Here is a 21,848-nt window from a genome sequence, read left to right as displayed (position 1 = left end):
GGTAACATGCACCTTACCCATAGGCAAGGGTAGGATTACATGGCTAGTTGACGAATGCTCAGGCGGTTCCGTTGCCTGGCCCCGATTGAGCAGCCTCACCCGGGTGCAGGGGATTTCTGAGGGTCACTCCACAACCGAACCACCGCCGTTATGGAATCGGAATACGCGAACCCGATGATCGGCCTCAATCTCATCCATGAGCGGGTAACGCTGCAGAAGCTGATCACGTAGCGCATCGCCTTGACCGGTGCCGCTGGCATCCACCAGAAGGTATGACCCGAGGGCGGCGGCTTGCCCGGAATCAGGCAATAGGACATCAGCATCGAGCAGGTGCGATAGATTTCCTTTCAGGTTGCTGATGCCCTCGGCTGCCTTCAGGTTCAGCCAATACCAAGCGGGCAGCACCTCTACATGGCATTCATCACCGCACCATGCATCAACTTGGACGGCTACGCGCGATGGCTGGTACACGCCCGCTCTCCAAGGCGCAAAAGTCACGGCCATGCCGAGCGTTGCAGCGGCGCCGCAAAGGGTGGTCCACCTGCCGGGCAAGCGCAGCGCTTCGATGCTCATGGCCACCAGCATCGCGAAGCCCGGTGCCGCGAAAGCCAGGTAGCGATCAAGGAACATGGGCTTCCATTGGCTCAAGAGGTACAGGCCGAAGAGCGGGACCATCCCCCAGATGAACGCCGCACGCAGAGCTGGCTGCGGGCCTCGGCTGCGAATAATGCCGATGGCGATCACCACCAGGAAAGCCACGGCCAGAACCGGGGCATTGCTCCACTTCCAGATCAGGTTGTACAGCTCCTCTGGAACCGGTTGCGTGAGCCAGGTGCCCGCTGCCAAGCTCGTAGCCGCGCGTTTCAAGAACACCATCGCCATCGGGCCGAAAAGAACGGCGGCGATCAGCACGCTCACCGCGAAGGATCCGCGCCAAGCGCGCAGCCCGGGAACCATCAGCACCAACAGCGCCTGCACGCCCACCATCAGCCAGCCGAAGTAGTGGGTGTAAACCATCGCGGCATTCACCAGCGCCAATTGAAGGAGCGGGACCCAGCCCACGCGCGCATCACCCGATCGCCGGATCATCAGCCATGCGCTCCAGCATGCCAGCAGCGTGAAGAGCGCGTAGCCGCGCAATTCGTGCGCGTACCCATAATGGTAGTTGCTCAGGCTGAAGAGCAGCGCTGAGACCAATGCAATTCGATCACCGCCGAGCTTCCGTGACGAGAGCCAGAGTGGCCAGACCGCCAGCGCGCTGAAGACGGCGGACGGCATCCGCAGCCACGCCGCCTCGAAGGGCACCAGCCAGCTCCACCAGCGCGTGATCAGGAAATGCAGCGGCGGGTTGTTCTCGGTGAGCAGCATGTCTTTGAATTCCGCGTCGGGCCGCTGTGACCAGTAGAGAGTGAAGGGCTCGTCGTGCGCAAGCTCCTGCGCGCCTAACCAGAGCAGCTTCACCGCCAGATTGAAGGCGATGAGCGCGAACAGGACCCATCGGTGATTCACGATCGCTGCCACCGCGCAAGGTTAACCCGTGTCAGGACCCGCCAGACGCTCGGCCTCGCCATAGGCGCTGCAATGCGGGCATCCGCGCCTGTATTCCTCGAGCCAGGAACTCGCAATAGAGACCGGAACCGGACCTCAGCTGCGCGGTTCCTAGGCGCGGCAAGGGCCTAAACCCGGTATTTGTCCTCCTTTCCGACACCTTCTCGGATCATCTCCAGCGCATGGGCGATCCGACGCTTGCGCGTCTCATCCTGCTTGGCATCAGTGATCCACTCCACGTATTCCTTCCTGTGCGTGTAGTTGAATTTCTCCCAATGCGCCCATGCCTGATCATCCTTCTTCAGGCACGATTCAAGGTCGGCCGGGATCTCAAGCGCTTTGCGGGCGGGCTTGGCATCCGTGATCTTGGCGCCGCTCTGGTTCACCTTCACGGCTTGCTTCACCAGGTCCATGAAAGCCGTCTCGTTGATGCTGTCGCCTTCGCGCAGCTTATAGGAGCGCATGCCTTTCTCCTCTTCTTTGCCCAGTTTATCGAAGAGCTTCTTCGGATCCTTGATCAGGGCGCCTTTGTGGAACCACACCGCTACATGTTCCTTGAAGGCCTGCAGCCCGATCATGATCCCGCCGTGGTCGAAGTGGGGGCTGTTCCATTTCCAGCTTTCCTCCACTTCCTCATCAACGGAATGGATCAACTGCCTTAACCGCACCAACAGCTTGCGCTGCCACTCTGGGCGCTCGGCGATGTACAGGTTGATCTGTTCCTGGGGGAGCATGGAGCAGTTGTTTGGGGCGGCCAAGCTAGCATGGGTCCTGAACCGGACACCCGCCAGAGTCCCAGATCGATTTCAGCAACGTTCAAGTACCACGGCGTACCCCTGGCCAACGCCGATGCACATGGTGCATAGTGCGTACTGCTTGCCAAGTGCCTGAAGCTCAAGGGATGCCGTCTGAATTAAGCGGGCACCGCTCATGCCAAGGGGATGGCCCAAAGCGATGGCACCTCCATTCGGGTTGATGCGCGGGTCATCGTCGGCCAGCCCCAAGCTGCGGGTGCAACTGAGAACTTGGGCCGCGAAGGCCTCGTTGAGTTCAATCACATCGATTCGGTCGAGGGTGAGGTTCGCGCGTTGCAGCGCCTGCTGGGAGGCTTGCACAGGGCCGATGCCCATGATGCGCGGTTCAACGCCTACCACAGCGCTGCTCACGATGCGCGCCATCGGCATGAGGGAATGCCGCTTCAACCCTTCCTCACTGGCTACGAGAACGGCAGCGGCACCGTCGTTCAACCCGCTGGCGTTGCCTGCTGTCACGGAGCCATTCCTGCGGAAGGCAGGCTTCAGTGCAGCGAGGCCATCGAGGGTGGTCTTGGGTTTCACGAATTCATCCAGGTTGAAGAGCACCGGCTCTCCCTTGCGCTGCGGAATGGGAACCGGGGCGATCTCGGCCGCAAGGCGCCCGCTCAACAGCGCGGCATGGGCTTTCTGCTGGCTCCGTAGGGCGAAAAGGTCCTGATCCTCGCGCGATACCGCATTCCGGTCGAGCAGGTTCTCGGCGGTCTCGCCCATGGCATCGGTGCCGTATTGCTCCTTCATGCGCGGATTCACGAAGCGCCAGCCGAAGCTGGTGTCGAAGAGCTGCGCGTCCCTGCCGTACGGGGTGCTCGCCTTGCTCATCACCCAGGGCGCGCGCGTCATGTGCTCCACGCCACCAGCGATGAAAAGATGCCCGTTCTCAGCGGCGATGGCGCGCGCAGCCCCCACTACGGCGCTCATGCCCGATGCGCAGAGGCGGTTCACCGTTTCGCCGGGCACGGTAACGGGCAAGCCAGCGAGCAGCGCCGACATGCGCGCCACGTTACGATTGTCCTCTCCGGCTTGATTGGCGCAGCCCAGGATCACGTCGTCGATGGCGGCGGGGTCGAGCGCGGGGTGCCGCTTGAGCAGTTCGCGCAGGACGTGCGCGGCAAGGTCGTCGGCCCGCACGGCGGATAGCGTTCCGGCGAATGAGCCGATGGGCGTGCGGATGGCGTCAACGATGTAGGCGTGCTTCATTCAACTGGTCGATTGCGCTTCTGGGAACCATGCCTTGCCGGTACGGTACACGGTGCCCTTGAACAGCGCGACCTGGTCGCCGCGCTGGTTGGATACCGTGATGTAATAGATGCCGATGCCGCGCGTGAGGCTTTTCTCCTCACTGCTGGCCGTGAGCAGATCGCCCTCCTTCACTGGTTTGGTATGGCTGATGCCGGTCTCCACGCTCACGCTCTGGATTCCGTGGCTATTGCTCGCGAAAGCGAGGCAGCTATCGGCGAGCGCGTAGGTGATGCCCCCGTGCGCGATCTCGAAGCCGTTGAGCATCTCGGGCCTGACCGTCATGCGGAGCACGCAGCGCCCTGGTTCAACCACCAAGCGCTCCATGCCCAGCCAGATGCTGAAGGGGTCATTCAGGTACATGCGGTCGACCACCCTCTGGGCCAATTCCTGCGGCGACATGGGGCGAAGTAAAGGCCTGTGGATGACGGTTGAGGCGCTCCTTGGGCACCCGGCACCGATTATCGTTCAGCCTTGAGCATCGGCCAGGGCGTGGCGCATCACGGCCAAGGTGCTGCCCGGCAGCTCGGCCTTGGTCATCAGCCATTGCAAGTATCCGGGATCGTTCCGCCCGATGTTCTCCAGCGACCAGCCGTTGTACTTTCCGAATGTGAGGCAGATGGCCCCGCGCTCATCGAACTTGAGCTTGCCCGCCGCATCGGGGCTTCGCTTGCGGTCGCCGCTGAGCTCGCCGAGGAAATCGACAGTGCCCTGCAGCCGATCGGGATAGCGATCGAGTTGGGCGAGCAGCACATCGGCGGTGGCCTGCACGTCGGCCAGTGCGTCGTGCGCACCTTCGTGCTCGCGCCCGCAGTAGAAGCGGAGCGCGGCGCTCAGGTCGCGCGGCTCCATCTGGTGGTAGATGCGCTGCACATCCACGATGCGCAGGCTGGCGTGGTCCCATTCGATGCCCACGCGGAAGAGCTCTTCGGCCAGGAAGGGCACATCGAACCGGAGCAGGTTGAAACCGCCGAGGTCGCAGCCGTCGAGTTCCGCAAGGAACTCGCGCGCAACGGCATCGAGCTTGGGGGCCATGGCCACATCAAGGTCCGTGATCCCATGCACGGCCGTAGCCTCGGCGGGAATGGGAATCCCCGGATTCACGAGCGCTTGGTAGCTGGTGCGCGAGCCATCGGGCATCAGGCGCACGATCCCGATCTGCACGATGCGATCCTTTCCGATCCTCACGCCGGTGGTTTCCAGATCGAAGAAGGCGAGTGGGCGTTCGAGTTGCAGGGGCATGCCACGAAGGTGCGTGAAAGAAGAGGCCCCGGGGTCACCGGGGCCTCGCGAGTTCTTCACAGCTCGGGCTATCGAGCCTTCAGCTTCACGAACTGGAACTTGCCGTATTTCTCGGTGTTCTGATAGTCCCCTTGGTAACGGGGGCCTTGCACCAAATGGTTCACCGCCTCGAGCATCAGCTTGTTGGGGTCGGCGCCGCGGGCCTGAACGGCCTCAACCAGGCGCTTGCGTGCATCCTCCATGCGCTGCTTGCTCAGGTTCTCGTTGGTGCCGAAGGTCTTGGTGGGAACCTTTGAGGCGCTGCCATCGATCACGATCCGGGCTTCGCCCTTCTCGGCGATCAGCTTCACCACCACGTCGATGAACTGCTTCCATCGCGCATCGCCCTGATCGATGTCCTTCACGTTGTACGCGTAATACTTCGCGAATTCATCCGCGTAGCTGGCATCCGGAGCCACATGCTTGCCGGTCTGTTCCTTCTCTTTCTCCGCATCGGTCTTCGGGCGCTCCTTGCCCGTGACCGGGTCCTTGACCATCTCCACGGCATCCGCGATGCCCTCTTTCGGCGCTTTGGGGTCACTCGGGTCCTTCGGCTTCACTGGTACCCCGGGCTCCTTTTTGCCGGGCGGCGATCCCTTGGGCAGGTCCACGATGCTGGCCGGGCCACCCAGGGATACCGGAGCGAGGTAGATTTCCTTGTTGATCTCCTGATAGGAGCTCTCGCACTCCACGAAGATGTCCTCCGTGTGCACGGTCTTGTCGTTCACCCGGTAGTCGAGGTTGTACTCGCGGCAGGGCGGCAGGATGGCCACATAAACGCCATCGCGTTGGCGAGGCTTGTAGGTCTTCACCTCCCCGGTGGTCTTGTCGGTCACATAAAGGATGGTGCTCGGTGGCAGGTCCTCGCCCGGTGCCGGGATGATATAGCCCTTGAGCACGGCTAGTCCTTCGCTTTCCGCGTCGCTGGGGAAATCAACGAAGTAGATGTCCTTCTCCCCGAAGCCCCCGATCTGATCGCTGCTGAAGTAGCCGCGGCGTCCATCGGCGGTGGTGATGAAGAAGACGTCATCGTCAACCGTGTTCAGCGGGTAGCCCAGGTTCACCGGCGGGGTCCAGGTGCCATCGTCCTGCAGCTCTGTTTGGAAGATGTCGAAGCCGCCCATGCTATTGTGGCCGATGCTGCTGAAGTACATGGTTCGGCCGTTTGGATGGATGAATACGCCATCCTCGTCGAAGGGGCTGTTCACCACGTTGCCCAGGTTCTGGGCCTTGCTCCATTGGCCATTGGGCAGGCGCACCACGCGATAGATGTCACGCCCGCCGCGGCCGCCCGGCCGGTTGCTGATGAAGTAGAAAGTGTTCCCATCGGCGGAGAGGGCGCCGTGCGTCTCCCAGGAACGGGTGTTGATATCGCTGCCCATGAGCACCGGGTCGGTCCAGACCTCGCCCACCAGCTTGCTCTCATAGATGTTGCCATCGCCGCCGTCGTCACGGTAGATGTACAGCGTCTGGCCATCAGCGGCCACGTTCACGGAAGCCAGGTGGCCCGCGCCGCTGGGGTTGATGTTGAGCAATTCGGGCTTCTGCCAATTGCCCTCGCGGTCCTTGTAGCTCACGTAGATGTTCTCGTACGGCATGCCCGCGATGGGGTCGAGCACGCTCTTGTTCGAGCTGTCCGGGCGAACACGGCGGCTGGTATAGAACAGGGCATTGCCATCGACGGAGAGCACCGGGCTGAAATCCGGGTGATCGTTATTGACCACAGGCCCCACATTGCTCACCTGGTAACCGAGCGGGCTCTTGCGCAGCTCACGGGCGTTGGCCGTTTGCTCCTTGCCGCGGGCCGCCAAGGGCCGCACCTCATGCCGCGCATCAACCTCGTCAAGGAATTTCTGGTAGAGCACGTCGGCCTGGTCGAATTGCTCATTGAGGTGGTAGGCGCGCCCGAGGTAATAGTCCACCTCAACGGGAGCATTGGTCTCGCGCGGATCGAAGGGGTCGTAGCCAGCGGTGTTGAACCCTCCGTAGCTGCCGCTCTTGCGTAGCTTGGAGGCCTTCTCCAGATAGGGCAGCGCCTTTGCCTTCTGGTTATAGGAGCTGAAATAGCTCAGACCCAGCCGGTAGTTCAGGTTCGCGTTCTCTGGCTGCTCGTTCACCAGTTCTTTCCATACCTCAGCGGCCTGGTTGAAGAGCTTCTCCTCCATCAGCTTCGAGGCTTCCTCGAACTTCCAATTGAACGAGGTGTTCTCGCCCTGTGCCATGACCAAGGCGCATAGGGCCATGGAGGCGGCGTAGAAGATGCTGCGGTAGCGAAAATTCATTGGCGGTGAGCGTTCGGTTCGGTAGAGCTGGGGCTAAAGTAGAATTTTCCTATTGGCCGCAATGTTCACCAAGGCTGGTCCATGGACCAGCCTTCGAGGATGTCGGCCACGCGGCGCACGAAACGGCCGCCGAGTGCGCCATCCACCACCCGATGGTCGTAGCTATGGCTGAGGAACATCTGATGGCGGATGCCGATCATGTCGCCGGCGGGGGTCTCGATCACGGCGGGTTTCTTCCGGATGGCGCCCGTGGCCATGATCGCCACTTGGGGCTGGTTGATCACCGGGGTGCCGAGCACATTGCCGAAGGTGCCCACATTCGTCACCGTGTACGTGCCGCCGGTCACTTCATCGGGCAGCAATTTCCCTGCGCGGGCCCTGTTGGCCAGGTCGTTCACCTTCTTGGCCAGGCCCACCAGGTTCAATTGGTCGGCGTTGCGGATCACAGGCACGATCAGGTTGCCCGTGGGCAGCGCAGCAGCCATGCCGATGTTGATGTCGCGCTTGCGGATGATGTTGTAGCCATCGACCTGCACGTTCACCATGGGCATCTCCTTGATCGCTTGCACGATGGCCATGATGAAGACCGGCGTGAAGGTGAGCTTCTCGCCTTCGCGCTGCTCGAAGGCCTTCTTCACCTTGTCGCGCCAGAGCACCAGGTTGGTCACATCGGCCTCCACGAAGCTGGTCACATGCGGGCTGGTGCGCTTGCTCATCACCATGTGATCGGCGATCAAGCGGCGCATGCGGTCCATTTCGATGATCTCATCGCCAGCGGCAGGCACCAGGGCCGGAGCCGAGGCAGGCGCAGGTGATCCGGTTTGCGCTGGGGCGGCTGCGGGCGTCGGCGCGGAAGGGGCCGAGACCGGAACAGGCGCCGAGCCGCGGTTCGGCAGGTAGCCCAGGATGTCCTTCTTGGTCACGCGACCGCCTTCACCGGTGCCGGCAATGGCCTCCAGTTCAGCCATGCTGATGCCTTCGCTCTGCGCGATGGTGCGCACCAAAGGGCTGTAGAACTTGCCGCTGGGGCCTGTGCGCGCCACCGGACCAGCAACCACGGCGGGTGCCGATGCTGCGTGACCGTTGCTTGCGGAAACGGAAGCCGGGGTGGCCGCAGCTTTTGTTGGCGCAGGCGCTGCTGCGGAGGCTGCTGCGGGTGCAGGGGACGTTCCGCCTCCGGCTGCCGATCCGATGCGCGCGATCGGCTGGCCCACCTTCACCACATCGCCTTCCTTCACCAATTGCTCACTGAGCACGCCCGCTTCCGGTGCCGGCACTTCGCTGTCCACCTTATCGGTAGCGATCTCCACGATGGGCTCATCAGCGGCAACGGCATCGCCGGGTTTCTTCAGCCATTTGGTGATGGTGGCCTCGGCCACGCTCTCGCCCATCTTGGGCAGCAGGATCTCGATTGCTGACATGGCACTGATGCCCGATCGGGCGCGGCCAAATGTAACCACCTGCTTTTCGCGCGACGGACTAGGCGGCGCCCAGTTTCCGGAAGCCGCGCAGCAGCAAGCCAAGGTCGTTCAGCGCGCTGTAATCCTTGGCGTACGCGATGTTGGCGCGCTTGGCCATGGTGGCGGTGGCATGGTCCGCAGCGCCCAAGGGATCGAGCACGCCAGCGCGCAGCGCCGGCAGCCGCGGGGTGCGCTCCGTGCCGGGGTAATAGCCCACCCAGCTCTTGCGCCCCAGCAGCACGTGCCAGGCGTTGCGCAAGAGCCCGGCCTTGTTCCTCACGAACCAGCAGGCGAACGGAATGCCGGCCAGGAGCACCACGGTTGCGCACACGTCGAAGAGCCGCTTGGCGCGCCGTGCGCCGTCGCCGCTCACGGCGTGCGGCTCCATGATGTCCAGGTCCTGCAGGCTCTCCACGCTGTTGGGCCCGATGATGTGCTCGCTGCCGGGCTGGGCGATCTTGAACATCGCGCGCGTGGATCGCAGGTCCTCAATGAGCCCGATGATCCGACCCCACGGGAGGTTCTTCGCGCAGAACACCACCTCGTCGATCCCGTGCTTCCGGATCTTCCGGCGAATGAGGGCGTCGGCATCGGCCTGGGCGGAGACCTCCGGGTCGAGCTGCTTCTGTCGCCCAAGCCCGAAGTGCGTCTGCCAGAGCAAGGCCAGCGCTCTCTTCCGCTCATCCGGCGCACCGATGGCGAGCACGCGCTTGCGGTCGAGCGTGCGGAGGCTGAAGGGCTTGGTGCCGATCGCGTGCAGCAGCAGGCGCGATGCGAGGCAGGCCACCAGCACCGTGATCGTCCAGAGCCCGATGATCGACCATTCGATCTCCTGCATGAACTCCTCCAGGAAGTTGCTCGCGCCGAAGGGCCGGAACCAGAGAAGCAGTGCGATGAAGACCGCGGCCGTGGCCTTCAGCACGTTCACCAAGCGCACCGGCAGGTCGTAGCCGCCCACCAGGCCGATCATGGCCAGGGAAGCCGCGAATGGGACCCACAACTCCTGGACCTTGGCCATGAAGGCGGGCGCTTTCCCCATCGCCATCGCGAAGGCGAAGAGCAGCATGAAGCCGATCGCCGCATCGGCCATGGGCAGCAGCGCGCGCCGCAGGAAGCGCATGACGATGGCGCCGGCCGCACTGAGGTAGATGCTGCCGGTGATCAGCAGGCCAAGCACATCGGTGCGGCGGCGGGTGAAGTGCTTCTGGGCGAAGATGGCCATGGCATTGTAGAACACGAACACGTAGTTCACGCTGCTCTTCTTGGTGCTCTCTCCCTTGTAATGGATGATGCGCGCCTCCGGGTAGTACCAGTTCTCGTAGCCGCCCAGGGTGATGCGGTAGCTCAGGTCGATGTCCTCACCGTACATGAAGAAGCTCTCATCGAGCAGGCCCACTTCGTCGAGGGTCTTCTTCCGCAGGAACATGCACGCTCCGGAGAGGATTTCGATGGGGGCGGCCTCGTGCTCCGGCAGATGGCCCAGGTGGTAGCGCCCGAACACGCGACTGCGCGGGAAAAGGCGCGTGAGGCCGATGATCTTGTAGAAGGCCACCGCCGGCGTGGGCAGCCCGCGCTTGCTCTCGGGCAGGAACTGCCCGGTGCCATCGATCATGCGCACGCCCAGCCCGCCGGCCTTCGGGTGCGCATCGAGGAAGCCTAGCACCTTGCGGAAGACATCCTCGCCCACCACGGTGTCGGGGTTGAGCAGCAGCACGTGCTCACCGATGCTGGCGCGTATGGCCTGGTTGTTCGCTCGGCTGAAGCCCACGTTCTCCGTGTTCGCGATCAGCTTCACCTGCGGGAATTTCCCGCGCACCATCTCCACGCTGCCGTCCGTGCTCTGGTTGTCCACCACGAACACTTCGCCCTCGATGCCCTCAAGCGCCTTGAACACCGTGCGCAGGCATTGCTCCAGGTACGCCCGCACATTGTAGTTGACGATGATGACGCTGAGCTTCATCGCTTCATCAATTGCTCGTACGGCTTCCGGTCCACGATGCTCCGGCCGAGGGTGGCCTCATCGGCCTGATCCAGGTTCGACCCCACGCTGATGCCGCGCGCGATGGTGGTGACCAGCACGCCGAAGGCGGAGAGCCGCTTGTGCAGGTAGAAGGCGGTGGTATCGCCCTCCAAGGTGCCGCCGAGCGCGAGCACCACCTCGCGCACCGGCGATCCGGACGCTTCTGCGCCGGCGCCCGCTCGCTCGATCAGTTCCTTGGTGTTCAGGTCGTCGGGGCCGATGCCCTCCATGGGGCTGATCACGCCGCCGAGAACGTGGTACAGGCCATTGAATTGCCGCGTGGCCTCGATCGCGATCACATCGCGGATGTCCTCCACCACGCAGATCAGTCCGCTGTCGCGGCGCGGGTCGCGGCAGATGGCGCATTGCTCCTCATCGCTGATGTTGCAGCACACGGTGCAGCGGCGCAGCTCCTCGCGCATGCGGCGGATGGCCTCGGTGAAGCGCGCCACCTCCTGCGGCTCGCGGCGCAGCAGCTCCAAGGCCAGCCGCATGGCCGTGCGCCGGCCGATGCCGGGCAAGGTGGCCAATTGATCCACAGCGTGGTCGAGCAGGGCGGAGGAGAGGGGCATGGCGCGAGGCGGTCGCGGGCAAAGGAAGCGCAAGCGGATGAAGCGTTCGCCAAAGCGCCGGCGTAAAGCCCTCAGTCGGCAACTACTCCACCACCACTCTTTCGTAGCAGCTTCCCTCTTTGTCGGTGAAACGCACCACGTAGGTGCCCGCCCCGAAGTGCGAGAGGTCGATCTCCTCCGTGCTTTGGCCTTGGGGCATGGGGCGCTGGAAGAGCAATTTGCCTTGAGCGTTGTACACGCTGTAGTAGCGCTCGGCCGTGAGTGCGCTTACGCTCATTGGCGCCGGAACGGTCATGGTGAAGCGGCCATCGTTCGGGTTGGGGCGCACACGCAGGCGCTCGCGCTTGTAGTCTGGGTAGGGGCGGAAGGCATTGGCCACCTCGCAGGCGTCATAAACAGTGAGCGGCGCGACAGTGGTATCGCTAACAAAAGCCTGGTGCATGGTGGCGCCATCGGTAGAGGTGAGCGTGAAGCTGCTATCGGTAGGGAAGAGATCGTAGAGCTGGACCGTGTGTGAGCGGCTCAAACAGGAGAATTGGCCGAGTGAATCAGTCTTGAAGATGTACGGCAGCCCGGTGTTCATGTCGGGCAGATCACCCCAGACAATGCCACTGAAGACGTATCCACCATCGGAGGCCACGAGTAAATCACGGGTGTGGTAGATGTATCCGTCGGCGCCCATGGAGCGCGACCAGAGCGTATCGCCGTTCAAATCGGTCTTCATGAGGAAAGGTCGGAAGAAGAAGCCGCCTTGGCCTAAGGTGGCCAGCACCGCGTAGTTGCCGTCGAGGGTGCGCTCCAACTGCGACCATTGTGGCGTGTACCATTCATAAGCGCCGCTGCCGTAGCCGCGGCACCATTGCACTTCGCCCTCGCCATCCAGTTCCATCATGAAGAGGTTCGCGCTTGGAGCGGTGCTGGTGAAGCCCGTGATGACGAAGGAGCTGTCCGATTCCACGATAGCATCATGCATCCTTCCTAATGGCCGCATATAACTCTTGCACCAGATGAAGTTGCCGCTGGCATCCAAGCGTGCCACCGAGGCGCCTGCTGTGGGCATGTCGAAGCCCGCGAGCAGGTCGCCGCTTGGAAGTTCCTTGATGAAACGGAAGCTGCCAGGGTCGCTGAACCGCTTTGCCCAGAGCGGGGCCATGGCTGAATCGACTCTCAAAGCGAAGAATTGTTGCTCTCTTCCCCATACGACTTCGCTCCTGTTACTAATGACTTCCAGATTTCCCGCGTAGTTGTTACAAGCGCTGTTAAGCGAATAGTGATGGAGCATCAATACGTTTCCCAAAGAGTCCATCTTGCCTATAGCCGGATTGATAACCGGCGCGGCCATAGCTGCACCGGCATAGCACGAATCTTGCCAATACCCCGTTGAGAAAATGAACTCATTTGACGAGCAATTCCGGACAGTGCCAATGTTTAGTATCGAGTCACTCCAGAATGTGTTGGAATAGAATACGTCGCCCGAAGGGTTGAGCAGGGAGAGGCCACGGCCGTATGCCAAAGCGACAGCAACATTTCCGCTGTTCAACTCATTGAGGCTTGCATTGTAAGAGCTGCCTGATAAGAGGATGTTCTCAAAAGTTGGCTGTCCGCGCAGCCATGCGCTTATGAGAAACAGGATGCAGACGGATTGCGCTTTCATGGCTCAATGAATGATGAGTTTCTTCGTCTTCGATTGGTCCCCGCATGTGACCCGGATGAAGTATGGGCCCTTGGCCAGTTCAGATATGGTTAATCGGAGCATGCTGCTGGTGATGCTCGTGTGAGTCGCGATGCGCCTGCCAGCCATATCAAGAAGGATGATGTCCTTTGGTTCTTCACGATGAAAGCGAAGGAAGACATCCTGCCGTGATGGATTCGGGAATACGGTGAAGTCCCAGTCTGGTTCTGGGCGAAGTACTATCAGGTCATCGACGGTCCGGCTCTTCACGAAGTCGTCCAAGGTGATGATGAACGCATAATCCGCATGAATTGTGTCCGTGAACCACTGGATGGTGTCCCCGAATGGCGACGTGCTCAGGTCCAGCAGCAAGTGGCCCATAAAGTCTGTCATGCGTACGGTATCCATCGGCTGCACCATGCTGTTCTTCCATCTCTGCAGGGTCTTAGCCGAAAGGTATCCACTCCCTATTAAGCCTGCGCAGGGTCTCCCGCTTCGGGGACCCTGCGTTCGTTGGTGAGCAAGAATCAATTGCCGAATCAACTCCGCCGTCACCCGCACGTAGCCACTGCCCCTTTTCCACCACCGAACAACAACATTAACCTTTTCCGAATCCTGACAAGACCAAGCTAATCACCTTAGCTAGGTATTAGAGGAACGAAGGTGTGCGCCGGAAACCGGTACTCCAAATTTTCGGGGGGGTCATATTCGACCTCCTTCACGGAGGTATTGTGGCATGGCGCGTGTGGCGCTCACCCCTCCCGCCGCTCCATGTCCACGTGCGGTATCCCATCCTCCAGGTACTCATCGCTCACGGCGCTGTAGCCATGCTTCGCATAGAAGGCCTGCAGGTGCGATTGCGCGGAGAGCTTCGAGCGCTTCGATCCGTAGCGCTGCTCGATCTCCTCCAAGGCGAATCGCATCAGTGCATGCGCGATGCCTTTGGCCCGATGCGCTTCATGCACCGCCACGCGTCCGATCCGCGGCATTCCATCGTCACTTGGAGGGAGTATGCGCGCGCAGGCGATCAACCCGCCATCGGCGGCATGGCCGAGCAGGTGCAGTGCCTCCAGGTCGCGGCCGTCGAGCTCGGGGTATGGGCAATGCTGCTCCACCACGAACACGTCGATGCGCAGCTTCAGCAGGTCATGCAGCTCGCGGGCGTTGAGCTGATCGAAGGGCTTCGTGCGGAAAGCGATGCTCATCGCGGATGAACGATTTCAACGCGGCCATCGCGCGTGTAGAGCAAGGCGCCTTCAACCGGCGCATGGCCCAGTTCGGTGAGCAGTTCCATGTAGCCGCGCACTTGGTCGTGGTGGCTGGGCGAAGCGGCGCCGGTCTTGATGTCGAGCACGCGCGCGGCCTTGCCATCGAGCACGATCCGATCCGGGCGAAGCGCATGGCCGTTGGCGGTGATGATGCTGGCCTCGTTGCGGACGCGGAGCCCGGGCGCGAACCAGGGCGCCAGTGCATCGGATAGCAGCAGGGGCTCGAGGCGCGCATGGAGCGACTCCCGTTCGGCCTGATCGATGGTGCCTTCGCGCAGCATGGCGCCGAGCGCCGTGGGAAGATCATCGGCGATGGCCACGCGGCTCAGCGCGTCATGCACCAGGATCCCGTAGCGGCGCAGGGGGTCGGGATCGGACAGGTCCCAGGATTCGGGGGCCTCGAATCGCAAGGGAAGATCGCGCGGCGTTGTGTACGTGCTCGCGCGCAGCACCTCAACGCTGGGCGCCAGTTGCGCCTGCCACGGCGGCGATGCGCTGCCACTCGTGAACCATTCGCCTTGCAACTGGGGCTCGAGCCATGAGATGAGCTGTTTCGTGACAGGGTCGGCCTTGTCGGTGCGGGCGCAGGCCAATAGGCGCTGCTTGGGCCGGGTGAAGGCCACGTAAAGCAGGTTGATGTCATCGAGCAGGCGCAGGTGTTCCTCTTCCACAAGTTCAGGTACACCCGCCTCGTGCATCGGGGAACCATCACTTATCAAGGCAAGGGGCAGTTCGGGCAACAGCTCGCGGGCATCGATCCAGAGCCGTTCGCCCTTCAGCTTCCCGCTTCGCATCTGCGTGGCGGGCACGATCACCACCGGGAATTCGAGGCCTTTGGCCTTGTGTATCGTGAGCACTTGCACGGCATCGGGCGATGCGCCCGCGTCCGCCGAGCGCTCACCGCCTTTGCGGTCCCAATGCTCGACGAAGGCCGCGATGTCCTGCCCGTGCTCCAGGCCGAAGCCGTGCGCCTCATCGAGCAGGGCCAGCAGCTGCCCATCGAGCGCGGGATCGAGGCCGAGGGCGAAGGCCAATCGCTCCAGGAGCGCCGTGATGGTGGTGCGCAGGGTGGGGCGCCCGTGTTCGCGCAGCCAGGCGTCGATCCGCTCCATGACGATGCCCTTCCGCGAAACGGGGAACGGGTTCACCTGCTGGGCGCCGGCGGGTGCCTGCAATCGATGCATGCGCTGCAATGCGCGTGCGGCGGCGCATTCATCGCGGGCATGGATCACGCGCAGCAGGTCGATGATCGCTTGGGCGCCGTCGCTGCTGATGAGCTTGCCGCCATCGGGTGAGCTCACCGCGTGCCCGGCGTGCTTCAGCCATTCCACGCAGCGCTTGCCCATGGTTCCGCCGCGCACCAGCACCGCGATGTCACCTGGCTTGAACCCGTCGGAGAGCGCGGCCTGCGCCGATTCCAGCAGGAATCGCTCCTGGGCCTCCAGGGCATCGGCTCCTTTCAGGTCGGCCGGCAGCACCCGGATGCGCACCAGCCCTTGTGCATCGCCCTGCGCTTGTTGTCGCTGCTGGTCGTACGCCTTGCGCAGGTGCTCCGGCAGCATGGCTGGGAGCGCATCGAAGAGCGAATTGTTGAACTCGATGATCGCGCGCGCCGAGCGCCGGTTGGTCACCAGGCGCTCGCCTTCCACGTAATGGCGGCGGAGGGATGCTTCGTATCCGCGGTCATGTTCGCTGTGGCTGCTGGCATGAAGCTGCGGGAAATCGGTGAGCAGCTGTGCCTCGCCATTGCGCCAGCGGTAGATGGCCTGCTTCGCATCGCCCACGATGAAGGCGCTTCCGCCTTTGGCGAGGGCGTTGTCGATGAGCGGCAGCAGGCATTGCCACTGCAGCAGGCTCGTGTCCTGGAACTCATCGAGCAGGAAGTGGAGGTAGCGTTCGCCCACGCGCTCCAGGATCCAGGGCGCAGGCTCGTTGCGGACCACCTCAGCCACGCGCCGGGTGAGGTCGCTGAAGAAGGCCACGCCATCGTCGTGCTTGATCTGCTCCAAATGGCGGTTCAGCTCGTGCAGGGCGAAGGCGGTGGGCAGCTCACGTCGCATGGCACGCAGCAGGAAGTAGCGCCGCTGGGCCGTGACCAGGGCCTCATGCGCCGAAGCGAACCGCTCGCGCAGGTCGTGCGCGGACGCCGCGATCCGCGCCTTCGCCTCGGCATCGGCCTTGTTGCTGTGCAATTGATCCTTCTCAATGGCCTTCAGCGCGAGCTTGCCCTCCTTGACCCACGTGCCGTCGAAGGCGGCGATCCTCCTCAGGTAGGTGGGGATGCCCTTGACGCCTTGGGCCCACGCATCGTCCGGCACACCCACGCCATCGAGCACGGCAACCGCACTACTGCCCGCTGCGCGGATGCTCTCCTGTGACGCCTTCATCCCATCGCGCAGCTTCGCGCGCAGCAATGCGGCCGTTTGCGCATCGAGCTGGCTCAAGGCCTTGAGCGGCTCGATGGAGCGCTCCTTGTCGAGTTCGCCGATCAGCAGCCTAAGGCGCACGGCGGGATCCCATTTCTGTTCGTCATCGAGCAATTGGTCGCAAGCCTCCACCAGCAATCGGGTCACCTCGCGGTCGATGCCGGCTTCGGCGATCAGGGCGTCAACGGCGCGGTCGCGGTACCAGTCGGCATCGGTGGTCATGCGCAGCGCCTGATCCAATCGGAGGTCGCGCGCGAAGGGCCTGGCGACGCGCCGGGTGAACGCATCGATGGTGCTGATGGCCACATCGCCGAAATGGTGCAGCATGTGGCGCAGGGTGGCATCGGCCCGTTGCCCGATCTCGGCCTCGTCGGCCCCGGCTTGCTGCACCAGCGCATCCATTACATCGCGCATGCGGCCCTCGCCTGTGTCTCGTGCGGCGAGCTTGCGCAGGTACTCCACCGCCCGGTCGCGCATTTCGGAAGCGGCCTTATTGGTGAAGGTGAGCGCGAGCACCTGGCGGTAGGCCGACGCATTGCCGCTGCGCAGGCAAAGCACCAGATAGTGCTTCACCAGGGCGTGCGTTTTGCCTGCGCCGGCGCTGCTGCGGATCACCTTGAACATGGCCGGGAAGATAGCCGCAGGGCATTCTGCGCTATCCTTGAGGAATGAAGAACCTGCTTAGACTGGAGGAACTGGCGCAGTTCCTCGCGTGCGCGTACTATCTGGCAGCCACGGACGCAACCTGGTGGGCGTACGCGTTGTTGCTGATTGGGCCTGATATCGGAATGCTGGGATATCTGTTCAGCTCCAGTATCGGAGCGTTCACTTACAACCTGCTGCATCATAAGGGCGTCGGCATCGTGGTCCTGGCCACTGGCCTTTTGCTCATGTCGGGCTGGGTCACCGCAGGTGGTGTCATCCTCTTTGGCCATGCCAGCATGGACCGCATCTTCGGTTACGGCCTCAAGTTCAACGACGATTTCCACCACACGCATTTGGGGTGGATCGGGAAGGGACGCGGACCTTCAGCGTGAGCGCTCTTCTTCTGCTGCGGCCAAGCAATCGCAACCGAGTGAGGCATCCATGAAGCGCAGCAAGGCGCGCATCTGCTCCCGTGCTTGGTGCTTGCCCACTTGGGCCAACAGCCACAGGACCATTCCAGCGGTCACCAGGATGGCCGCGCCGTACAGCCCCCACGGCGATTCGTTCAGCCGCAATTGCGGATAGCCGATTGCCAGCCCGAAGGTGGCCAGCAGGCCCAGGGCGATGTAGCCGCCCATGAACATCATCCACACCGTGGGCGCCGGACCGATCATGCACCGCACCACCGTGAAGGTCTCCTGTCCGGGTTCCTGCTCCATCTCCAGGTCGATGTCCATTTGCGGAGTCCACAGCCGCTGCTGGTCAGGCGGATATTGCAGGATCATGTGGGGGAGGTTGCCTTTGAGCCGGTAACCAGCCGGATTGGCATCGCGCACCTGCGCGCGCAGGCGGTCACGGATGGCATCGGGATGCAGGGGCGTGCGGAACCGGAAGCGCGGTCGGAATCGGAGCTCGCTCATGGCCGGAAGATGCCTTCGCGGCAAATGCCCGGAGCTGATCGGCATCAGTCGGACTCTACCTTCGCGCCGGTTGCAAATCCTTGAGCATGAGCACGGCCCTGATCACCATACTACTCGGCGTCAGTCTTCTCGCTCTTGCCTTCGCGGGCATCGCCGTGAAGATCTGGGCGAAGAAGGGGGGCGAGTTCGCCGGTACGTGCGCCAGCAACAATCCTCTGGTTCAGGCCGAAGGTGGCAGTTGCGGCTTCTGCGGCGCACGGCCGGAAGAGAAGTGCAAGCGGGAGGAGGTCGGGGGGTGAAGGTTGAAGCCTTAACCTTCCATATTCATTCAGGCCAACCCGCAGTGCTCCACACCGCATATCCGCCTTCCCCATCATCGCTGATCAGGTAGGCGTCCACCTCGCGGTGCTGCACGAGCCAGTCCTTTGCGGCGTCCGTTCCCATCACCATCAGCGCGGTGCCCAGCGCATCGGCGGTGGCGCAATCCTCGGCGATCACGCTGGCGCTGAGCAGATTGGTCATCGCGGGCCTTCCGGTGCGCGGGTCGATGGTGTGGCCGAAGCGCCTGCCATTCACCTCGATGAACTTGCGGTAGTTGCCGCTGGTGGCCAGGCTGCGGTCGTTCAAGCGCACCACGGTCTGTTGCACGTGCGCATCGCCATCGATGGGCTTGTCGATCTGGATCGTCCACGGCTCGCCACGCTCATTCAGCCCGGATGCGCGCACCTCGCCGCCCACTTCAACCATGAATCGCTCGATGCCTCGTTGGCGCAGCAGCCCGGCGAGCATGTCAACGGTGTAGCCTTGTGCGATTCCGTTGGGATCGAACTGCACGCACGGAGCGCTCTTGCGGAAGGTGAGCGCTGTTGATCCCGGTGTCCGCTCCCAGCTATCGGGGATGTAGATGCGCGGCATGCCCACGCATGGCATGAGGCCATCTATCGTAGCGGTGTCGAGCGCAGCACGGCCTTCCTTGCCAAGGCCCCATGCGCGCAACAGCGGCAGCACGGTAGGGTCGAAGGCGCCTTGCGTTACGCTCCACTGTTGCCTGGAAAGCGCGAGCACTACTTGGAAGTGGCGATCACTGGTGGCGAATGAATCGGCAGCGCTGTTGAAGCGCGTCACCGTGCTGGTGCTGTCCCACAGGCTCAGGCTGCGATCGATCACGCGGAAGAGGCTGTCCACCGGCATGGTGAGGTCGCGGCCCAGCGAGTCGAGGTAGTTGATGGTGAAGGTGGTGCCTTGCGCCTTGCCTTCGAGCCGGATCCACTCGGGCTTCTTGGGGCCGCATGAAGCTAGCGCGATTGCGAGGGCGATGCCGGTGAGGGGGAAGGAGCGGATCATGCGCGAATCGTCATTTCGCAAATCAAAGGGTCGGAAGCATCACCGTTTCACGCTGAACGATGCGAAGGGGATGCCTATGGGTATGACGCTGGCGATGTTCTCGTTGTTGAGCAACCCGAAGTCGGCGCAGATGCGCGTTCCCATGACGCGCAAGCCATAGGAGAGGAGATAGGGCGATCGTGAACCTGGAATGGGAAGCACCCAATTCTCGGAGATCAGGCCCAAGCGTTTGCCGAAGCGCCATTGGCCGCCCACGGTGACCAACGGATAGCGGGTGATCCACTGGAAGTCGAGCACGGACCAGCTGAGGCCTAGCGTGAGGTTGCGGTCGGCATCGCCGAGCGTGGCCAAGCCGCCCAGGAAGCCCAGGTTCAGGCGCCGATCATCGGTGAATACCCAACCGCCGTATGGCACGCTCAGGATATTGGCGCTGGCGGCCACATGGATGCCCTCGGCGATCGCTCCGCCGTACTTCACCGAGCCGAAGTAGATGCCGCCAACCGAAGACTGGCTGAGCAAGGAGGTCTTCTCGAGGCCGGCGCTCACGGAGAGCCGCTTGGTGAGCCCAGCGCTGAGCGCATCGAAGAGCAGGTAGGTGCTGGTGAATCGGATCTCGCGCGCACGCATCGGGATCGCCGTTGGGCCGATGAGGTTGCGCGATGGGGCCGGCGCCGCGAACCAGTTCTTGCCGAAGCGGTTGCTGCCTTCGTTGTAGCGACTGGCCCGAGTGATGTCGCTCCGGGCGATGTCGTGCCGGCTGAAGGAGCCACTGGCCACATGGATGGAGTCGGCATCTGCGGCCACGATGCGGCCGATGACTAGGGCTCCCTCCTTCAGCTCGAAGCGGTACACGATGCTGCTGTCCGCCGCAAGCTGATCCACCGGCTCGCTCTGGCATGCAGCGCTGAGCGCGACGCACACGGCGATCAGGGGGAGTGCGCAGCGCAGCATCCGGCGGATGTGATCACGGAGGCGTGAAAGTAGGGGCGGGAAGCGGAGCAGCCGGACCATCTGGCCCTGCTGCTCCATGCATTACGAACAAGCGTTATCCGCCGAAGTCGTCGAAGCTCACATTCTCCTTGGGCACACCCCAGTCATCCACCATCTTCAGCACGGCGGCGTTCATCATGGGCGGTCCGCAGAAGTAGAACTCGATGTCCTCGGGGCTCTCGTGCCTCTTCAGGTACTGGTCGATCACCGCTTGGTGCACGAAGCCGGTGAAGCCATCGCCCTCGGGATCGTTCACGTCCTTCTTCACTTTCCAGTTGTCGTCGGGATGCGGCTCACTGAGCACCACGAAGAACTTGAAGTTGGGGAACTCGCGGGCGATGCTGTTGAAGTGCTCGAGATAGAAGAGCTCGCGCTTGCTTCGGCCACCGTACCAGTAGGTCACCTTGCGGCCGCTCTTGAGCGTGTGGAAGAGGTGGAAGAGGTGCGAGCGCATGGGGGCCATGCCGGCGCCGCCGCCGATGTAGAGCATTTCGGCGCCCGTCTCCTTGATGAAGAACTCGCCGTAAGGCCCGCTGATGGTGACCTTGTCGCCGGGCTTGCAGTTGAAGACGAAGCTGCTGCAGATTCCGGGGTTCACGTCCATCCAGCCGTTCTTGGCGCGGTCCCAAGGCGGAGTGGCGATGCGGATGTTGAGCATCACGATATTGCCCTCGGCCGGATGGTTGGCCATGGAGTAGGCTCGGAAGATGGGCTCGGGGTTCTTCATCTTCAGGTCCCAGAGCTTGTACTTGTCCCACTCGGGCTTGAAGTCCTGCGGATCGCGGCCAAGCGCCACCAGTTCGGGGTGGGCGGTGATGTCGATGTCCTTGAAATCCACCTCGCAGGGCGGCACATCGATCTGGATGTAGCCGCCGGCCTCGAAGTGCAGCGTCTCGCCCGGAGGCAGCTTCACCACGAATTCCTTGATGAAGCTGGCCACGTTGTAGTTGCTCACCACCTCGCACTCCCACTTCTTGATTCCGAAGATCTCCTCGGGCACCTTGATGTCCATGTCCTGCTTCACCTTCACCTGGCAGCCCAGGCGCCAGTTATCCTGGATGGCCTTCCGGCTGAAGTAGGGCGCCTCGGTCGGCAGGATCTCGCCGCCGCCTTCGAGCACCTGGCACTTGCACATGGCGCAGGTGCCGCCGCCGCCGCAGGCGCTGGGCAGGAAGATCTTGGCTTCGCTGAGGGTGCTCAGCAGGGTGCTTCCCGCTTCCACCTCAATGGTCTTCTCGCCGTTGATGCGGATCTTCACCAGGCCGCTGGGGCTCAGCTTCGCCTTAGCGTAGAGCAGAAGGCCCACCAGCAGGAGCGTGACGGTGAGGAAGACCGCGAGGGTGATGATGATCGTAGGGCCCATCGGTGA

At 62.7% G+C, this 21,848-nt stretch carries 19 protein-coding genes; 2 read left to right on the top strand and 17 right to left on the bottom strand.

The genetic code is table 11. The features are described 5' to 3' along the window. Window positions 1-123: 123 nt before the first annotated feature. The 13 genes from IPM12_16175 to IPM12_16115 form a co-directional block, all read right to left on the bottom strand. Window positions 124-1,521, bottom strand: a complete 1,398-nt coding sequence (locus IPM12_16175) for a glycosyltransferase family 39 protein (protein MBK9149342.1) — start codon at window positions 1,519-1,521, stop codon at window positions 124-126. Between the two features lie 155 nt (window positions 1,522-1,676). Continuing rightward, window positions 1,677-2,282 (bottom strand): YdeI/OmpD-associated family protein, encoded by a 606-nt coding sequence (locus IPM12_16170; protein ID MBK9149341.1) that lies wholly within the window; start codon window positions 2,280-2,282, stop codon window positions 1,677-1,679. Window positions 2,283-2,354: 72 nt separating this feature from the next. After that, a complete protein-coding gene (gene pcaF / locus IPM12_16165; GenBank protein MBK9149340.1) occupies window positions 2,355-3,560 on the bottom strand; it encodes a 3-oxoadipyl-CoA thiolase in 1,206 nt (401 codons plus the stop codon). Then, entirely contained in the window at window positions 3,561-4,001 is a 441-nt protein-coding gene (locus IPM12_16160; protein ID MBK9149339.1) for a hotdog fold thioesterase, read from the bottom strand. Window positions 4,002-4,067: 66 nt separating this feature from the next. After that, window positions 4,068-4,841 carry a 3'-5' exonuclease gene (locus tag IPM12_16155; GenBank protein MBK9149338.1) on the bottom strand — a complete coding sequence of 258 codons (774 nt, stop codon included), beginning with the start codon at window positions 4,839-4,841 and terminating at the stop codon, window positions 4,068-4,070. Between the two features lie 68 nt (window positions 4,842-4,909). Next, entirely contained in the window at window positions 4,910-7,162 is a 2,253-nt protein-coding gene (locus IPM12_16150) for a PD40 domain-containing protein (GenBank protein ID MBK9149337.1), read from the bottom strand. Window positions 7,163-7,227: 65 nt separating this feature from the next. After that, a complete protein-coding gene (locus IPM12_16145; GenBank protein MBK9149336.1) occupies window positions 7,228-8,583 on the bottom strand; it encodes a 2-oxo acid dehydrogenase subunit E2 in 1,356 nt (451 codons plus the stop codon). Window positions 8,584-8,641: 58 nt separating this feature from the next. Next, window positions 8,642-10,582 carry a glycosyltransferase gene (locus tag IPM12_16140; GenBank protein ID MBK9149335.1) on the bottom strand — a complete coding sequence of 647 codons (1,941 nt, stop codon included), beginning with the start codon at window positions 10,580-10,582 and terminating at the stop codon, window positions 8,642-8,644. Next, window positions 10,579-11,214, bottom strand: a complete 636-nt coding sequence (gene recR / locus IPM12_16135; GenBank protein ID MBK9149334.1) for a recombination protein RecR — start codon at window positions 11,212-11,214, stop codon at window positions 10,579-10,581. Before recR ends, IPM12_16140 begins: the two co-directional genes overlap by 4 nt. Before the next feature lie 82 nt (window positions 11,215-11,296). Beyond that, a complete protein-coding gene (locus IPM12_16130) occupies window positions 11,297-12,367 on the bottom strand; it encodes a T9SS type A sorting domain-containing protein (GenBank protein MBK9149333.1) in 1,071 nt (356 codons plus the stop codon). A gap of 504 nt (window positions 12,368-12,871) precedes the next feature. Further along, complete coding sequence (locus IPM12_16125) at window positions 12,872-13,279, bottom strand: T9SS type A sorting domain-containing protein (protein ID MBK9149332.1); 408 nt, start codon at window positions 13,277-13,279, stop codon at window positions 12,872-12,874. Between the two features lie 359 nt (window positions 13,280-13,638). Then, window positions 13,639-14,091, bottom strand: coding sequence for a GNAT family N-acetyltransferase (locus tag IPM12_16120; protein MBK9149331.1), 453 nt, complete (start codon window positions 14,089-14,091; stop codon window positions 13,639-13,641). After that, window positions 14,088-17,204 carry a UvrD-helicase domain-containing protein gene (locus IPM12_16115; protein ID MBK9149330.1) on the bottom strand — a complete coding sequence of 1,039 codons (3,117 nt, stop codon included), beginning with the start codon at window positions 17,202-17,204 and terminating at the stop codon, window positions 14,088-14,090. The genes IPM12_16120 and IPM12_16115 overlap by 4 nt, the downstream gene beginning before the upstream one ends. 44 nt (window positions 17,205-17,248) lie before the next feature. Between IPM12_16115 and IPM12_16110 the strand changes: the two genes are divergently transcribed. Then, window positions 17,249-17,617, top strand: coding sequence for a DUF4260 domain-containing protein (locus IPM12_16110; GenBank protein MBK9149329.1), 369 nt, complete (start codon window positions 17,249-17,251; stop codon window positions 17,615-17,617). On the opposite strand, the gene IPM12_16105 is transcribed toward IPM12_16110, so the two are convergent. Then, on the bottom strand, window positions 17,609-18,145 hold the full coding sequence (locus IPM12_16105; protein ID MBK9149328.1) for a hypothetical protein: 537 nt from the start codon (window positions 18,143-18,145) through the stop codon (window positions 17,609-17,611). The genes IPM12_16110 and IPM12_16105 overlap by 9 nt on opposite strands. Before the next feature lie 98 nt (window positions 18,146-18,243). Between IPM12_16105 and IPM12_16100 the strand changes: the two genes are divergently transcribed. Further along, window positions 18,244-18,444, top strand: coding sequence for a cbb3-type cytochrome oxidase assembly protein (locus tag IPM12_16100; GenBank protein MBK9149327.1), 201 nt, complete (start codon window positions 18,244-18,246; stop codon window positions 18,442-18,444). Between the two features lie 25 nt (window positions 18,445-18,469). Here IPM12_16100 and IPM12_16095 read toward each other — a convergent pair whose 3' ends face one another. The 3 genes from IPM12_16095 to IPM12_16085 are packed head-to-tail and all read right to left on the bottom strand — an operon-like array spanning window position 18,470 to window position 21,842. Then, the gene (locus tag IPM12_16095) at window positions 18,470-19,489 is read right to left on the bottom strand and encodes an FAD:protein FMN transferase (protein ID MBK9149326.1); all 1,020 of its coding nucleotides are present in this window, start codon (window positions 19,487-19,489) and stop codon (window positions 18,470-18,472) included. A gap of 39 nt (window positions 19,490-19,528) precedes the next feature. Next, window positions 19,529-20,518: a hypothetical protein gene (locus tag IPM12_16090; GenBank protein MBK9149325.1), complete on the bottom strand. Its 990-nt coding sequence runs from the start codon at window positions 20,516-20,518 to the stop codon at window positions 19,529-19,531. Window positions 20,519-20,534: 16 nt separating this feature from the next. Beyond that, a complete protein-coding gene (locus IPM12_16085; GenBank protein ID MBK9149324.1) occupies window positions 20,535-21,842 on the bottom strand; it encodes an NADH:ubiquinone reductase (Na(+)-transporting) subunit F in 1,308 nt (435 codons plus the stop codon). Window positions 21,843-21,848 lie beyond the last annotated feature (6 nt).

It is taken from the genome of Flavobacteriales bacterium (assembly GCA_016716605.1).
Classification (GTDB): Bacteria; Bacteroidota; Bacteroidia; order Flavobacteriales_F; family PHOS-HE28; genus PHOS-HE28.
Note: the sequence above shows the minus strand (reverse complement) of the source record. Positions and strands in the feature narration are given on the sequence as shown.